13 protein-coding genes are annotated in these 15,943 nt (G+C 74.0%); 8 read left to right on the forward strand and 5 right to left on the reverse strand.

What is annotated here, in order from left to right; translation table 11 throughout:
* The first annotated feature begins 126 nt into the window (after nucleotides 1–126).
* The 4 genes from pth to ACLQ14_RS08440 are packed head-to-tail and all read left to right on the forward strand — an operon-like array spanning nucleotide 127 to nucleotide 5,043.
* Complete coding sequence (pth, locus tag ACLQ14_RS08425) at nucleotides 127–732, forward strand: aminoacyl-tRNA hydrolase (RefSeq protein ID WP_425811874.1); 606 nt, start codon at nucleotides 127–129, stop codon at nucleotides 730–732.
* Nucleotides 733–769: 37 nt separating this feature from the next.
* Nucleotides 770–1,957: a glycosyltransferase gene (locus ACLQ14_RS08430; RefSeq protein WP_425811876.1), complete on the forward strand. Its 1,188-nt coding sequence runs from the start codon at nucleotides 770–772 to the stop codon at nucleotides 1,955–1,957.
* Nucleotides 1,958–2,005: 48 nt separating this feature from the next.
* Entirely contained in the window at nucleotides 2,006–3,856 is a 1,851-nt protein-coding gene (locus ACLQ14_RS08435) for a Wzz/FepE/Etk N-terminal domain-containing protein (protein WP_425811878.1), read from the forward strand.
* On the forward strand, nucleotides 3,853–5,043 hold the full coding sequence (locus ACLQ14_RS08440; RefSeq protein ID WP_425811880.1) for a glycosyltransferase family 4 protein: 1,191 nt from the start codon (nucleotides 3,853–3,855) through the stop codon (nucleotides 5,041–5,043). Before ACLQ14_RS08435 ends, ACLQ14_RS08440 begins: the two co-directional genes overlap by 4 nt.
* Here ACLQ14_RS08440 and ACLQ14_RS08445 read toward each other — a convergent pair.
* The 4 genes from ACLQ14_RS08445 to ACLQ14_RS08460 are packed head-to-tail and all read right to left on the reverse strand — an operon-like array spanning nucleotide 5,040 to nucleotide 10,697.
* On the reverse strand, nucleotides 5,040–6,236 hold the full coding sequence (locus ACLQ14_RS08445; protein WP_425811882.1) for a glycosyltransferase: 1,197 nt from the start codon (nucleotides 6,234–6,236) through the stop codon (nucleotides 5,040–5,042). The two genes, ACLQ14_RS08440 and ACLQ14_RS08445, sit on opposite strands and share 4 nt — an antisense overlap.
* Complete coding sequence (locus ACLQ14_RS08450) at nucleotides 6,233–7,270, reverse strand: glycosyltransferase family 4 protein (protein ID WP_425811884.1); 1,038 nt, start codon at nucleotides 7,268–7,270, stop codon at nucleotides 6,233–6,235. The genes ACLQ14_RS08445 and ACLQ14_RS08450 overlap by 4 nt, the downstream gene beginning before the upstream one ends.
* The gene (locus ACLQ14_RS08455; protein WP_425811886.1) at nucleotides 7,267–8,652 is read right to left on the reverse strand and encodes an O-antigen ligase family protein; all 1,386 of its coding nucleotides are present in this window, start codon (nucleotides 8,650–8,652) and stop codon (nucleotides 7,267–7,269) included. The genes ACLQ14_RS08450 and ACLQ14_RS08455 overlap by 4 nt, the downstream gene beginning before the upstream one ends.
* Before the next feature lie 29 nt (nucleotides 8,653–8,681).
* Entirely contained in the window at nucleotides 8,682–10,697 is a 2,016-nt protein-coding gene (locus tag ACLQ14_RS08460) for a glycosyltransferase (protein ID WP_425811888.1), read from the reverse strand.
* A gap of 171 nt (nucleotides 10,698–10,868) precedes the next feature.
* Between ACLQ14_RS08460 and ACLQ14_RS08465 the strand changes: the two genes are divergently transcribed.
* From ACLQ14_RS08465 to ACLQ14_RS08480, 4 genes are all read left to right on the forward strand, one after another.
* Nucleotides 10,869–11,780 carry a glycosyltransferase family 2 protein gene (locus ACLQ14_RS08465; RefSeq protein WP_425811890.1) on the forward strand — a complete coding sequence of 304 codons (912 nt, stop codon included), beginning with the start codon at nucleotides 10,869–10,871 and terminating at the stop codon, nucleotides 11,778–11,780.
* 93 nt (nucleotides 11,781–11,873) lie between these two features.
* Nucleotides 11,874–12,929 carry an NAD-dependent epimerase/dehydratase family protein gene (locus tag ACLQ14_RS08470; protein WP_425811892.1) on the forward strand — a complete coding sequence of 352 codons (1,056 nt, stop codon included), beginning with the start codon at nucleotides 11,874–11,876 and terminating at the stop codon, nucleotides 12,927–12,929.
* Complete coding sequence (locus tag ACLQ14_RS08475) at nucleotides 12,926–14,167, forward strand: methyltransferase domain-containing protein (RefSeq protein WP_425811894.1); 1,242 nt, start codon at nucleotides 12,926–12,928, stop codon at nucleotides 14,165–14,167. The genes ACLQ14_RS08470 and ACLQ14_RS08475 overlap by 4 nt, the downstream gene beginning before the upstream one ends.
* 4 nt (nucleotides 14,168–14,171) lie before the next feature.
* Nucleotides 14,172–15,356: a class I SAM-dependent methyltransferase gene (locus ACLQ14_RS08480; protein ID WP_425811896.1), complete on the forward strand. Its 1,185-nt coding sequence runs from the start codon at nucleotides 14,172–14,174 to the stop codon at nucleotides 15,354–15,356.
* Here ACLQ14_RS08480 and ACLQ14_RS08485 read toward each other — a convergent pair.
* Nucleotides 15,346–15,897: a dTDP-4-dehydrorhamnose 3,5-epimerase family protein gene (locus ACLQ14_RS08485; protein WP_425811898.1), complete on the reverse strand. Its 552-nt coding sequence runs from the start codon at nucleotides 15,895–15,897 to the stop codon at nucleotides 15,346–15,348. The genes ACLQ14_RS08480 and ACLQ14_RS08485 overlap by 11 nt on opposite strands.
* Nucleotides 15,898–15,943 lie beyond the last annotated feature (46 nt).

The following is a 15,943-nucleotide window of genomic DNA, read 5'->3' on the forward strand; positions in this document are numbered from 1 at the left end:
CCCACCTCACACGCACCACGCCCGACGGCGCCCGGTTACCCTGCGAGGGTCCGGGCGCCGTCGTGCGTCCCGGGGCAGGCGGGACGCCCGGACGGGCACCCACACGCAGACCAGGAGGAAGAACGCATGGCGGACCGCTGGCTCGTCGTCGGGCTCGGGAACCCCGGGACCCGCTACGCGGGCAACCGGCACAACGTCGGCCAGATGGTGCTCGACGAGCTCGCGCGCCGCGTCGGCACGACGTTCGCCGCGCACAAGGGCTCCCACGGGCTCGCCCTCGCCGGTGAGGGACGGCTCGGGACCCTGCCCGGGGGAGCGCCCGGCCCGCGCGTCGTGCTCGCGAAGCCGACGTCGTACATGAACACGTCGGGCGGCGCGGTCAGCGCGCTCGCGAAGTACTACGACGTCGCGCCCGAGAACGTCGTCATGGTCCACGACGAGCTCGACATCCCGTTCGGGGACCTCAAGCTCAAGATCGGCGGCGGCGAGGGCGGGCACAACGGCCTGCGCGACACCACCAAGGCGCTCGGCACCAAGGACTACCTGCGGGTGAGAGTTGGCGTCGGACGCCCTCCGGGGCGCACGGACCCGGCAGACTACGTGCTCAAGGACTTCTCCGCGGCGGAGAAGAAGGAGCTCCCGTTCCTGCTCGACGACGCCGCGGACGCCGTCGAGATGATCCTCACCGAGGGGCTGCTCGCGGCGCAGGGGAAGTTCCACACCAAGAGCTGAGCCTCCCGCCGCGTCGGGGGCCCGCGAGGAGGACCCCATGACCGACGGCGTGGCGATCGCGCACGACTACGCGACCCAGCGGGGCGGGGCCGAGCGGGTCGCGCTGCTCCTGGCTCGGGCGTTCCCCGGGTCGCCGCTGTACACGACGCTCTACGACCCGGCGGGCACGTTCCCCGAGTTCGCCGCGCTCGACGTGCGCACGTCGTACCTCAACCGGGTCGGCCCGCTGCGCCGCTCGCACCGGATGGCGTTGCCGCTGCTGGCGTCCGCCGTCGCCACGCACCGCGTCGACGCCGACGTGCTCCTGGCGAGCTCGACCGGCTGGGCGCACGGCTACCGGGGCGCGCGGCGCACCGTCGTCTACTGCCACGCGCCCGCCCGCTGGCTGTACCAGCGCGAGCGCTATCTGTCCGGGGAGGAGGGGGCCCGGGCCGCCGACCGGGCGCGCCGTGCCGCCGCCGGTGCCGCGCTCGGCCTCCTCGCGCCCGGCCTGCGCGCCTGGGACCGGCGCGCCGCCCACCGGGCCGACCGGTACCTCGCGAACTCGACCGTGACCGCACGCGCCGTGCGGGCGGCGTACGGGATCGAGGCGGAGGTGGTGCCTCCGCCCCCCGCGCTCCTGCCCGACGACGGCGCCTCCCGTCCGGTCGACGACGTCGCCCCCGGCTTCCTGCTCTGCGTGGCGCGGCTGCTGCCCTACAAGAACGTCGACGCCGTGATCGGCGCGGTGTGCGAGCTCGGGGACCGGCGGCTCGTCGTCGTCGGCGACGGACCCGACCGGGCGCGGCTCGAAGGGCTCGCCCGCGCCGCGGGGACCGTGCCGTCGTCGTCCGACGGGGGAGGCTCGCCCGACGGCGCCGGCGAACCCCGGGTGCGGCTGCTCGGCCGGGTCGACGACCCGGCACTGCGCTGGCTCTACGCCAACGCCGCGGCGCTCGTCGCCGCGTCGTACGAGGACTACGGGCTCTCGCCCCTGGAGGCGGGGGCGTTCGGGGCGCCGTCCGTCGTCCTGCGGGACGGCGGGTACCTGGACACCGTCGCCGACGGCGTCACCGGCACCTTCTTCGATGCGCCGGATCCTGTGCAGATCGCGCGCGCGGTCGAGGAAGCCGCCGTGACTTCGTGGGACGATCAGGCGCTCGCGGCCCACGTGGACCGCTTCGGGACCGGGCGATTTCTGGACCGGATCCGCACGATCGTGGACCACGAGCGTCATGATGGGTAGACGGGGCCGCCAGGGCTCGTCCAGAGGCTCCAGAAGGCGAGGCTGCGCGTGACAGTCCGCGAGTTCCTCCGCACCGTGTGGGACGGCAAGTGGTACGTGCTCGCCGCCGTCGTGATCGTGATGCTTGCCGCGCTGTTCTACCTGAACCGTCAGGTCACGACGTATCAGGCGACGGCCACGGTGCAGCTGAACTCGGTACAGAGCAGCGGGAGCGACCAGAGTGCGGCGGTGACGGCCAACGCCGACCCCACGTACGTCACGTCGGCGCCGGTCGCCCAGGCCGTCGCTCAGGAGGTCGGCGGAGGCGCGCGGCCGCAGGACCTCGCGTCCCGGATCTCCGCGAGTTACGACTCCACGGCGCTCGTCATGACGATCGAGGCCAAGGACGCCGGACCGGTCCAGGCAGCGACGCTCGCCAACGCGTTCGCGAAGGCGTACGTGGACTACCTGCCGACCGTGGTCGGGCAGCAGGCCGACAAGGTCTCCAAGCAGATGGACGCGGCGAGCAAGCAGATCACCGACGCCCAGGCGACGCTCCGGAAGACCAAGAACGACCCCAAGGCCAAGGCCTTGCAGGCGTCCGGCACCGACACGCTGAACTCGCTGACGCGGACGTGGTCGGCCTACGGCTCGCTGAGCCCGCCCGGGCAGATCGCCAAGCCGGCGACGTCGGGCGTGCCCCTGGGGCTGGGCCGTTCCAGCGTCTTCGCGCTGTCGCTGCTCGCCGGGCTTGCCGCCGGCGTCGGCCTCGCGTTCGCCCGTCGTGGGGTGGACTTCCGGCTGCGCGCGGTCACCCAGGCCGCCGAGATCGCGGACGCGCCCGTCCTGGCCGAGATCGACGGCGTCAAGAGGGCCTTGAAGGATGCGACCCACCACGGGCACCTCCCCGTCGCGAGCCGCGTCGCCACCCCATACACCGAGTCCATCCGTGAGCTGCGTACCGCGGTGCAGGTGTCGGGCGCGCACCGGGACCAGATCGCCGTCGTCGTCACGGCCGCCGACCCGAGCGCGCCGCGCTCCTTCATCGCGGCCAACCTCGCGGCGTCGTGGGCGCTGTCCGGGCGACGGACCATCGCGATGTCCGGGGACATGCGCCGGCCGGAGCTGGACGAGATCCTCCCCGCCCCCGACGACTGGAAGGGTGACCCGCGCGCCCTGCGGCCGACGCGCGTCCCCAACCTCTCCCTGTTCCCGGTCCCCGAGCAGCCCCTCGACCCGGCCGACTTCCTCGCCACCGCGCAGGCACGCGAGCTGGTCGCGTCCCTGCGTGGGCAGGCCGACGTCCTCGTCATCGACGCGCCGCCGGTCCTCGCCGCCGCGGACGCCACCATCCTCGGCAGCTACACCGACGGCGTCGTCCTGGTCGCGAGCGTCGGGAAGACGGACCAGCTCGTCCTTGCCGAGGCCGTGAAGCGCCTTCGCGTCAACCACGTGCACCTGTCGGGGCTCGCCGTCGCCGGGGTCAAGGGCAGCAGGCGCATGGCGTACGCCGCGACGTACGGCGAGGCTTCGGCGACAACTGCGGCCACGACGACCGCGCCGCCTGCGACCTCGACGACCGTCGTACCGACGACCGCCGGACGAGCCGACCGCCGGAGCGTGGTCCCGCAGCGCGACGTCGCCGTGCAACCGGGACCTGCGGGTCAGCAGAACGGCCGGCCCCAGGGCCCTGCCGCGCACGTGCCGGTCCATGCGCCCGCGGCGCAGCCGAGCACGGCGGCGCACCCCGTCGCTACGACGACCGGAGCGGTGCGCACGGCGGCGCCGTCGCTGCGCCAGGGGCGGCCACGGATCCAGCCGGCGTGGAGCCCCGTGCAGAATCGGCCCCGGACGGGCGCGGTCGCCGTCGTCGACGACGAGGCACACCCGGACCGGCCGGCAGCACCTGAGGCGCGGTGACCCGACGCGTCCACGACGACGGACTGCTGCGCGTCGTCGTGCTCGACCACACGGCGGAGCTCGGGGGAGGCGAGCTGGCGCTAGCGCGCCTCTGCGCCGCGCTCGACCCGGCAGCCGTCCGGGTGAGGGTGATCGTCTTCTCCGACGGGCCGCTGGTAGGGCGGCTCCGCGCTCAGGGCACGGCGGTCGAGGTCGTGCGACTCGGGGACGGCGTGCGCGCCCGGTCGCGCGAGGCGCTCGGCACCTGGGGCAGTGTGCGGGCGGCGTGGGCGGCGGTGCCGTTCGTCCTCCGGCTCGCGCGGCGCCTCCGGGCGCTCCGGCCGGACCTGGTCCACACGCAGTCGCTCAAGGCCGACGTTCTCGGGTCGGCGGCGGCCGGCCTCGCCCGGACGCCCGTCGTGTGGCACGTCCACGACCGGATCGCCGACGACTACCTCCCGCCCCGGGTGGCTCGTATCTTCCGCTGGCTCGCGCGGCACGTCCCGCGGGTCGTCGTCGCGAACTCCGAGGCCACCGCGGCGACGCTCGGCCGCCCGGACGTCGTGGTCGCGTACCCGGGATTCGCTCCCGAGCAGGCGCTACCCGACGGCGCGCGCGACCGGGTGGACCCGAGCCCGCCGGTCGTGGGGCTCGTCGGGCGGATCAGCCCGACCAAGGGTCAGCTCGAGCTCGTCCGGGCCGCGCCCACGGTGCTCGCAGCCCACCCGGGGATCAGGTTCCGGCTCGTGGGTGCGCCGCTGTTCGGCGGCGAGGCCTACGCGGCCCGGGTGGACGGCGAGATCGAGCGTCTGGGGCTCGGTGACGCCGTCCGGGTGACGGGACATGTCGACGACGTCACGGCCGTCCTCGACGGGCTGACCGTGCTCGTGCATGCGTCCCCCGTGCCGGAGCCGTTCGGGCAGGTGGTCGTCGAGGGCATGGTGCGCGGTGTTCCCGTGGTCGCGACGGACGCGGGCGGCGTGCCCGAGATCCTCCGCGGCGACCGCGGCCCGCTCGGCGTGCTCGTGCCACCGGGCGACAGCGACGCGCTGGCGGCGGCCATCGTCGACGTGCTGGACGACCCCGCCGGGAGTCACCTGCGGGCGCAGGACGCGTACCGGCTGGCCACCCGTCGCTTCGACGTCGGGACCACGGCGGACGTCGTCACGGCGACGTGGCGCCGCGTCGCGGACCGCCGGGGACGTTAGGCGACCCCGCCCGTCGCCGCGGTCCGGGCGCCGTCGAGCGCCGCGCGGAACAGCCCGGCCTGGCGCGTCCAGGTGGGCAGGTCTCCCGGCGCCTCGCCGCTCGCGACCCGGGGCGCCCGCACGAGTCCGACGACGGCGTCCGGGAAGTCTTCGGCCTTGGCGACCTCCACGGTGCCGCCCGTGTCACGGAAGCCCGCGACCGGCGTCGAGACAACGGGCCTGCCGACCGCGAGGTACTCGTACAGCTTGATGGGATCCAGGCTGTCCGTGAAGGCGTCCACGACGTGCGGCACGACGAGCACGTCGGCGTGCTGCAGGTAGGCCGGGACCGCGTCGCGCGGGCGGGGGCCCAGCAGCACGACGCCGGCCTCGCGCAGGCGGCGCACGTCGTCGGGATCGAGCGCGACGGGGCCGACGAGCACCACGGTGCCGTCGCCGTCCATCGCCTCGCTCGTGGCGACGCAGAGGGTGATGTCGAGCCGGTCGGGGTGGAGCGTGCCGACGTAGACGGCGGTCCGTCCGGGCGGGAGGTCGTGCGGCCGGGCCGCGATCGTCCGGTACCGCTCGACGTCGACGCCGTTGGTCACGAGCGTCACCGGTGGCATCCCGGCGGGCCGCTTGGCGCCCTTCGACAGGGCGAGGGCCGGGGAGCACACTGTCACAGCGCCTGCGCGGGCGAGCACCGCCGCCTCGTCGCGCCGCAGGCGGTCACGCTCCGCCGGGGGCCGGTCCGCGGCCAGCCAGTCGTCCGTGACGTCGTACAGGACGGGGAAGCCGGCGTCGAGCAGGGGCGCGACGCCCGCGTCGTTGATCCACAGCGTCGGCCGCTCGAGGCCTGCGTGCCGGGCCGCGCGCAGGATCCGGGCCGCGCGGTGCTCGTCGTAGTGCGGCGCGACACGGCGGGGTAACGTCTTGGTCGGCTCGTACAGCCAGAGGCGATCAGGGCCGACGCCGTCTAGCTCGGGGCCGCGGCGCAGGCCACGCCCCGGACGTGGCGTGGTCCGCCTCAGTGCCGCGTACGTCAGGTCGGACGGCGGTTCGACGAACAGGACCCGCAGCGACGGGTCGCCGCGCAGCAGCTCCGAGACGAGGTACTGGTTGCGCCGCCACACCTCGTCCCAGGGCTCGAGTGAGACGACGACGAGGGACAGGGCGCCGGACGGGACGCCGGCTGGTGCAGGGCTCGCGCTCACAACACCGAACGGTAGACCGCATCCGTCGCGGCCACCTGTGCGTCGAGCGTGAAGGCGGTCCGTTGGCGGGCCTGCTCGGCTCGTGCGTAGGCGTCGCGGGCGTCGGGATCGGCGGCGAGGGTGCGGATCGCGGTACCAGCCGCGCGAGCGTCGCCCGGACGGAACAGGGCTGCGTCGGCGAGTCCGGCGAGCAGCTCGGTGTGGCCCCCGGCGTCCGCCGCGACGACGGGCAGCCCCCGCGACATCGCCTCGAGCACGCTCAGGCCGAGGCCTTCGACCCGGCACGGCGCGAGGAGGAGCGCGGCGTCGTCCATGAGCGCGGGGACGTCGGACCGGTGCCCGAGAAACCTGGTCGCGCCGGAGACGCCGAGCTCCACAGCGAGCGCCTCGAGGCCGCCGCGGTGGGCGCCGTCACCGGCGACATGGAGCTGCCAGCCGTCGTCGGCGAGTCCGGAGGCGGCGAAGGCCCGCAGCCCGACGTCGCCGTCCTTCTCGGCCTCGAGGCGCTGGGCGAGCAGGACGACAGCGCTGCGCTCCTCGGCCGGACCCCCGTCGTCGGCGGTGTCCACGCCGGGATGCACGACGGTTGTCGGGCCGTCGACGTGGGCCGCCACGTAGTCGCTGATCGCGATCTGCGCGCGAAGCCCCAGGCGCGCGACGGCCGCGCTCAGGCCCCCTGTCGGCCCCGAGCCGCGGACGCGGGCGAAGTGCCGGGTGGTGACGACGGCCGCGACGCGGGTTCCCCGGAGCGCGGCGAGCGGGCGGGCGAGCGAGGCGGCGACCTCGGCCGCCGTCATGTGCACGTGGACGACGTCGGCGGCCACGCCGAGGCGCGCGACGGCGTACGCGGTCGCGACGAGGCCGCGGACCGGCTCGACGGTGACGTCCCCGCCGGACTCGTGGCCCATGGCGCGGGGCTCGCCGCCGAGCACGCGGACCTGGTGGCCCGCGGACGCCTGCGCGCGCGCGAGCCGGGCGACGTGCCTCTCGACGCCGGCGAACGCATCGGAGTCGACGACGTGCAGGACTCTCACGCGGGGACCGGCTTCGCGGCATCGGCGACTACGCCCGGCCCGACATCTGTGTCGGCGGGCCGCGTTTCGGTGCTGTCGTTTGGTCGCGGCGGCGAGTCGGCTTCGTGTCGAGCGAGCGCCCCGACGCACACCCCGACAAGGACGAACGGGATGGAGGTCTGGACGGAGACCCAGAACAGGTCGAGCTGGCCCTGCACGAGCCGCGAAGCGACGACCGCGAAGCCGAGCGTGCCGTAGACCGGCGAGATCCGCCACAGGACGACCATCCCCCCGATCATGAGCAGCAGGAACCCGACGAGGCCGATCGTGCCGGCGGACGAGAGGACCTCGAGCTCGGCGTTGGGCGGCTGGAACGAGTACGGCGTCCGACCCGAGTACCACCACCGCAGTCCGGCGCCGAACCACTGGTTGAGGTTCCAGACGACGAGAGAGTCCTGGTACCAGCTGATCCGTTGGTAGGCGGAGTTGAACTCGTTGTTCGACTGGAGCTGGTCGACGAGGACTTGCACGACGAAGAAGACGGCGGGGATCACGGCCAGCAGGACGAGCTTCGAGTGGCGGACGGCCTGGCGGGGACGGAGCGCGACGACGAGGACGAACAGCCCCAGCCCGACGATCGCCTGCCGGGACTGCGTCGCGGCGATCGCGATCACGAACAGCCAGAAGGCGGGGTAGGTGATCCGCCGCGGAAGTCCGAGCCAGGGTGGCCGCGCGTAGACCACGAGCGCCGCGATGCCGAGCAGATCGCCGACGAAGTTCTTGTGCATCCCGTACGGCCAGCTCAGGTAGACGGCGCCCGTGTCGCCCTTGGCGAGCTGGGTGAGCCCCTGCAGGCAGGTCGCGGCGGCGAGCACGGCGCACGCGCCGAGGTAGAGGCCGACGCCCAGGCGTGCGTGACCCGAGCGGCCGACCGCCCAGCCGACGACGAGCGCCCCACCGACCGACAGCCAGGCGTGGAACCACTCGACCGTGTTGGCACGATAGGGGTTGGCGACGACGGTGAAGAGGGTCGCGAGCTGGTAGACGGCGGACAGCCACAGGAGGCTGCGCATGGTGTGCGAGTAGGGCCGGGGGCCGAGGAGCAGCGCGGCCCAGAACGCTCCGAAGAGGGCGAAGTCGCTGAACGACAGATTGGTGCTCGCCCCGCCCACGCGTTGCACGACGACGAGCGCCGGCATCGCCAGGACCGGGATCGCGACGGGGTTGTAGATGGTCGCGCCCGTGATGAGGACGGCGGCGGCGCCGGCCAGCGCGTACACGCCGTAGCCCGGGACGGCGATCCCGATCCCGGCGAGCAGCGCGAGGACCGCGACGGCACCGAAGGCCGCGGCGAGCCAGCGGCGACCGACCGCGGCCCGGTCGGCCGCAGCGAGGAGTCGCATACGCCCACGCAGCGCCGTGCCCTGCCCGCTCATGCGGCTCCGTCCGGGCGGTCGAGCCGTGACGCCGGGCCATGCGCGTAGAGCGCAGCCCTGCGGCGAGCGGCCGCCCCGCGCTCGCCCGGCAGGACGACGCCGCGCACGGCCGAGCCCGTGAGCGCGGCGCCCCGCGCGGCCTGCCAGCCGAGGGCCCCGAAGTGCTTGCGGTAGTAGCGCTCCTGCGAGGCGTGGAACGCCCGTTCGCGTCGGGTCTCGTCCGCGCTCGTCGCGCCTCCCGCGTGCGTCGCTACGGCGTCGGGCACGACGGCGTGGCGCCACCCGCGCGTCGCTGCTCGCCGCGCCCAGTCTGTCTCCTCCGCGTAGAGGAAGAACGTCTCGTCGAACTCCCCAACGTCGGCGACGGCCTCGGCACGGAGGAGGAGCACCGACCCGATGACGAAGTCCCCGCGGGTGCGCAGGCGCCCCAGGCCGACGGCCTCGAGCCACGCTCCGCCCGGGGTGGGAAACGGCCACGCTACCCGCGCAGGAGTGCCGTCGTCGTCGACCTGGGAAGGTCCGACGCTCGCTAGCCCAGGGTCGGCGGCGAGCGCGGCGGACAGACGCTGGACGTCGTCCGGCTGAACGACGGCGTCGGGGTTCAGCAGAAGGACGTCGGCGTCGGGCGCGAGGCGGTCCGCGAGCGCGTGGTTGACCCCGGCAGCGAACCCGCCGTTGCGGCCCGGGTCGAGGTAGCGGGCGCCGGCCGCGACGGCGATGTCCTTCACCTCGGGCGACGAGGAGTTGTCCACGACAGTCACCGGGAACCGGCCGACGACCGGCGCGAGGGCCTGCTCGAGCAGGTCGGGGCGGTGGTACGCGACGACGACGACCTCGACGTCGCGGCCCTGACGGTCGACGTCGGAGGGCGTCTCAGCTGCCGTGTGACTGCCGTTCATCGATCCGTACATGGCCTCGTAGTCGTCGGCGACGGACGCCCAGGTGCACGCCGTGGCTCGCTCGATACTGGCCACGCGCAGCCGCGCTGCGAACTCCGGGTCGCGGCCAACCCGCTCTAGCGCCTCGCGCAGGGCCGCGGGATCGTCAGGCTCGACCAGCAGCCCCGCGTCGCCGACGACGTCCCGGAGCGCGCCCGTCGACGTTGCGACCACCGGCGTGCCGCAGGCCATGGCCTCGACCACCACCCGGCCGAACTGTTCGACCCACCCGGGCGTGACCAGCGACGGCACGGCCAGCACGTCGATGGACCGGTAGAACGCTGCGAGGCCCTCCGCGTCCGTGCCCGGATGGAGCGTCACGCGACCGTCCGAGCGTGCGGCGCGCGCGGCGACCTCGTCACGGAGCGGGCCGTCGCCCACCAGGTCGAGGCGGAGGTCGTCGGACGCTTCGACGGCGTCGAGGAGCACACGGACGCCCTTGTAGTCGACCAGCCGGCCCGCATACCCGACTCGCACGGAGCCGTGGTGCAGTACGTCGGCCACGTCGGCCCTGGTGTCGTCGGCCGCACGGAAGACCTGGGGGTCGAAGCCCAAGGGGATCCAGTGCATCTCGCCCCGGAACCCCTTGCGGACGGCGATCTCGCCCGCCGCGGCGTTGCACACCGAGAGCGCCGCCGCCCGCCGGAGCGCCGCACGCTCGAACCAGCGGAAGGGAGGCGGGTAGCGCTTCTCGATGTTCTGCGCCGAGTACAGCGCGAACGGTGCCAGGTGTCGCGGCCGGCCGGTGAGCAGGCGCCGCAGCCGCCGCAGCGCCAGGATCTCGAGCGTCGCGAGGGCGTACGGCTCCTCGTGGACGTCGAGCACGTCGACGTCGCGGCCCAGCTCGCGCCAGAGCGCGACGGGATTGAACAGGAACAGGGCCGGGTGGGAACCGAACGTCCGGACGCCGACGACGTCCTCGCCGGGACGGGACACGAGCGCGACGACCCGGCCCGCCTCGTCCCACGCGCGCGCCGAGACCAGCCGGATGTCGACGCCGCGGCGGCGCAGTTCGCGCTCCCGCTCGCGCCACGCGTCGACGACCGCGCTGTGCGAGACGCGCAGGACCTTCATGCGTGCGATTCTCCATCACGGAGAGCCTGTCGCCGGGGGCCGTCGCAGCAAATCACCCGCCGCGCGGCCGCCCGCCCGTCGGCGCGTGGTTTCCGTCCTGGTCCCGCTTCACTACGGTAGGCGGCGAGGCCGCGTCGTCAGCGGCCGCGGACGATGCGGAAGGGGGCGCCGGTGCCCGAGCCCGCACGAGCGTCGCCGCGCGTGGCCGTCGTCGTCGCGACGAACCGCGGCGGCCCCTTCCTCGAGGAGGCCCTGCGGTCGGTCGTCGCCCAGACCCTCACGGACTGGGAGCTCGTCGTCGTGGACGACGGTGCGACCGACGCGGGCGCCGTGCGCCGGGCCGTCGAGGCGGTCGGCGACGCGCGGGTGCGGCTCCTGCGCATCCCGGCGTCCGGCGTGTCACGGGCGCGCAACCACGGCGTCGCGCAGACCAGCGGAGCGATCCTCGCGTTTCTCGACGACGACGACCGCTGGGACGCACGGCGCCTCGAGCTGGGGATCGCGCCGTTCGGCGACGACGCCGTCGTCGCGACGTACTGCGGGCTGCGCACGATCGACGCCGACGGCGTCGTCCTGGTGCAGGCGGACCAGGTGCCGGTCGCGTCGGGTCTCGACGTAGCGCGCGGTCGGGGTGGGATCCTGCTGCCGAACCTCCTGCTGCGGCGGTCCGCGCTGAACGAGGTGGGCGAGTTCAGCCCGCGGCTCCGGATGGCTGAGGACCTCGACCTGGTCCTCAGGCTCGTGGCGGTCGGCGACTTCGTGCTGGTGCCTACGTCGCTCGTCGACTATCGCCACCACGCGGACAACACGACCTCGCGGTACCGCGCCCTCGCGGTGAGCATCCGCGAGATCGTGCGGCAACAGCGCGACGCCGCGAAGCAGGCCGGGGACCGCGAGCTCGTCGTCGCCCTGCGTGAGCGGGACCGCGCGAACGACCGGTTCGCCGCGTGGTCGGCCGCACGTTCCGCGCGCGAGGCGCTGGGCGCGCGGAAGCTCGGGAGCGCGCTAGGTGATGTCGGATGGGCCGCGACCTTCGCCCCCTGGGCGCCGTTCCTCTGGCTGCGCCGCCGGCTGCGCGGCTAAATCACCCACGCCGGGCCCTCTCCCCGCCTGCCGTCGTTGGGTAGGTTTGCCGACGACGCGTCCAACCGTGCGCGGCGAAGGACGGAGCTGTCGATGCGTGTGCTGGTAGACGGAGACCGCGGGTACATCGGGGCGGTCCTGGTGCCGTTCTTCCAGGCCGCCGGGCACGAGGTCGTGGGCCTCGACGTGGGCTGGTACGACGGCTGCGACTTCGGCCCCCAGCCGGGCGGCTACGAGCAGCGGACCGGCGACATCCGCGACACCCGGCCCGAGGATCTCGAGGGGTTCGACGCCGTGGTGCACCTGGCCGCGATCTCCAACGACCCGATCGGGCACCTCAGCCCGGGTGCGACGTACTCCGTCAACGCGGACGGCGCCGTCCACATGGCGAGGGTCGCGAAAGAGGCGGGCGTCCCCCGCTTCCTGTTCTCGTCGTCGTGCTCCCTGTACGGCGCGGCGGGCGACGCGCCGGTGGACGAGACGAGCGCGTTCAACCCCGTGACGCCCTACGGCGAGTCGAAGGTACTGGCCGAGCAGGGCATCGCCCAGCTCGCCGACGACGACTTCTCGCCCAGCTATCTGCGGAACGCGACGGCGTACGGGTCGTCGCCGCGCCTCCGCGCCGACATCGTCGTCAACAGCCTCACCGGCACCGCGTTCACGCAGGGCGAGGTGAGGCTGCAGTCGGACGGCTCGCCGTGGCGTCCCCTCGTGCACATCGAGGACATCTCGCGCGCCTTCCTGGCGGTGCTGGAGGCCCCCGCCGACGTCGTCCGCGACCAGGCCTTCAACGTGGGCCGCGACGAGGACGTCGTCCAGGTCCGGACGATCGCGAACGAGGTCGCCGAGATCACGGGAGCCCCCGTGACCTTCGCGGCGGGCGCCGGCCCGGACACGCGCAACTACCAGGTCGACTTCACGAAGATCCGCCGGACCCTGCCGGCCTACCAGCCGGCATGGACCATCCCCGACGGGATCAGGGAGATCTGGAGCGACGCGAACGAGCGCGGACTCACGACGGACGACTTCGAAGGGCCCAGGTTCGTCCGCCTGAAGAAGATCCAGGAGCTGGCCGACGCTGGGCGCCTCGACCTGGCGACGCTGCGGCTCACGCCGGTGGCGGCGTCGTCGGACGGAGCGTCCCGGTGAGCGCCCCCGCCTGCCGCCTCTGCGGTGCCCCGCTCGAGCACACGTTCGTCGACCTCGGCATGTCGCCGCCGTGCGAGACGTACCTGACGCCGGACCAGGTTGATCAGGGCGAGACGTTCTACCCGCTGCACGTCCGGGTGTGCTCGCAGTGCCTGCTCGTCCAGCTGCCGGCCTACATCCCGGCGGAGGACATCTTCAGCGACTACGCGTACTTCTCGTCGTACTCGGACTCGTGGGTCGAGCACGCGCGCCGGTTCGTCGACGACGCCGTCGCTCGCCTCGGGCTCGGACCGGACGCGTTCGTCGTCGAGATCGCGAGCAACGACGGCTACCTCCTCCAGCACGTCGTCGCGAAGGGCATCCGGTGCCTCGGCATCGAGCCCGCCGCGAACGTCGCGCAGGCGGCGATCGACAAGGGGATCGAGACGGTCGTCGAGTTCCTGGGTGAGGAGACGGGGACGAAGGTCGCCGCCGAGCACGGCAGGGCCGACCTCGTCGTCGCGAACAACGTCTTCGCCCACGTCCCCGACATCGTCGACTTCAGCAAGGGCCTGCGTGCCCTGCTCGCCGACGACGGCCGCGTGAGCATCGAGATCCCGCACCTGCTGCGCCTCATCGACGGCAACGAGTACGACACGATCTACCACGAGCACTTCTCCTACCTGTCGCTGCTGACCACCCAGCGCGTCCTCGCGGCGGCGGGGCTGACCGTCGTCGACGTCGAGGAGCTGCCCAGCCACGGCGGCTCGCTGCGCACGTGGTCCGCGCCCACCGAGACCGCGCCCGAGCCGTCGCCCGCGGTCGCGAAGGTCCTCGCCGACGAGGCCGCCGCCGGGCTCGACACCCTCGACGGCCACGACGGCTTCGCGCCGCAGGTCGAGAAGGTCCGCGAGGACCTCATGGGCTTCCTGTTCCAGGCGAAGCGTGAGGGGAAGAGCGTCGTCGCGTACGGCGCGCCGGGCAAGGGCAACACGCTGCTCAACCACTGCGCCATCCGGTCCGACCTGATCCGGTTCTCGGTCGACCGGAACCCCTACAAGCACGGCCGCTTCCTGCCCGGCACGCACATCCCGATCCACCCCGTCGAGGCGCTCGCGGATGCGAGGCCCGACTACGTCGTGATCATGCCGTGGAACCTGCGCAAGGAGATCGCTGCCCAGCTCGCGTACGTGGCGGACTGGGGCGGCAAGCTCGTCGTCGCGCTGCCGAGCCTCGAGGTCTTCGAGCCCGGTGCCTGACGCGGTGGCTCTCGAGGGCCGGCCGGTGGCCGGGTGGCGGTGCCGCTGGTGCCGGGGCGACGCCGGGACCGTCGTGCTCGACCTGGGGGAGCAGCCGGCGGGGGACCACTTCCCGCTGCCCGACGACGACGGCCCCGATCCCGTCTACCCGCTGCGGATGGTGCTGTGCGCTTCGTGCGGGCTTGCCCAGCTCGAGGACGACCCGACAGACGCCGAGGAGCCGCGAGGCGTCGAGCCCGCGGCGCTCGTCCGGCAGGCGTCCGAGGCCGTGGCCGACCTGGTGCGGGCCGGCCTCGCCCGGCCCGGCGCGACGGTCGCCGAGTTCCCGAGCCCGCACGGCGGGTCCTGGCTGGGGCTGCTCGAGGACGCGGGTCTGGTCGTCGAACGCGGGCTCCCGGCCGGGGCGGCGGCGCGCCGGGTGGACCTCGTCGTCGACTCGCTCGGCATGATGCACGACGCCGACCAGCGGGCAGCGCTCGAGGACCGCGTCTCACGCCTTGCCCCGGGCGGCGTCCTCGCGCTGCACGTGCACACGCTCGCGACGATCCTGCGCGACGGCACGTGGAACGCGCTGCGCCACGGGCACTACGCGTACTACTCGCTGCCCGTCCTGGTCGACATGGCCGAAGAGCTCGGGCTCCAGCCCGTCGGTGCGTGGGAATACGGGCTCTACGGCGGAACGGTCGTGGTGGCGTTCGCGCGGGCGGGCTCGCGGACCGCCGCGGAGCACGCGGCCGGGGCGGACCTCGTCCGGCGGGTGGTGCGCCGGGAGCGTGGCCTGGGGGTCACGGACCCCCGACGGGTCGCGGAGCTGGGCGACGCCGTCGGCGAGTCCGCGACCGCGCTGCGCGCCTACCTCGACCGGGCGCGCGCCGGCGGGCTGCGCGTCGCGGGCTACGGTGCGGCGTCGCGGGCCGTCGCCCTCCTCGGCGTGGCGGGCGTGACGCGCGACGACGTCCTCGCGGTCGGGGATGCCTCCACGTCGAAGCACGGACGTGCGCTGCCCGGCAGCCGGGTGCCGATCGTCGGGCCGGACGAGGTGGTCGCGCTGCGCGCCGACCGGGTGCTGCTGTTCGTCCCCGACCTGCTCGACGAGGTGCGCGCCGCGCTGCCCGACGTCGAGGCCGGCGGCGGTCGGTGGGTCGTCGTGGAGCCTCGCCCGCGCGAGGTCCAGCCCCTCACACCGTGAGGCGTGCCGCCAGGTCGGCCCAGGAACCAGCGGCCTGGTCCCGGTCGCTCACGATCGTCACCGGCGCCGGCCAGTCGATCGCCAGGTCCGGGTCGAGGAAGTGGACGCCCACGTCCTCGGACGGGTCGTGCAGCGCGTCGATCCGGTAGCAGACGTCCGCGGTCGGTGTGAGCGTCTGGTGGCCGTGGAGGAACCCGCGGGGAACGTAGAGGACGTGGAGGTCCTCGTCGTCGAGCCGGAAGGTCTCGTGCCGACCGAACGTCGGCGAGCCGGGGCGGGCGTCCACGAGGACGTCGAGCACGGCGCCGTGCGCGACCCGCACGAGCTTCGCCTCGCCCCCGCCCACCCGACCGTGCATCCCGCGGACGACGCCCTCGACCGAACGCGACTGGCTGTCCTGCAGGAAGGCGTCGGGGTCAAGCCCCGCCCGCCGCGCGTCGTCGGCGTCGAACGTGCGCGTGAAGAAACCGCGCTCGTCGCGGTGCGGCTCGGGGACGAGGAGGAACGGGCCGTCAAGCAGCGACGCGGGCCGGATCTCCATGGCCCGAGCGTACTTGTTGGAACTCGCCAACAGCGGCCTCATCGTG

Source organism: Luteimicrobium sp. DT211, assembly GCF_049844995.1.
Classification (GTDB): domain Bacteria; phylum Actinomycetota; class Actinomycetes; order Actinomycetales; family Cellulomonadaceae; genus Luteimicrobium.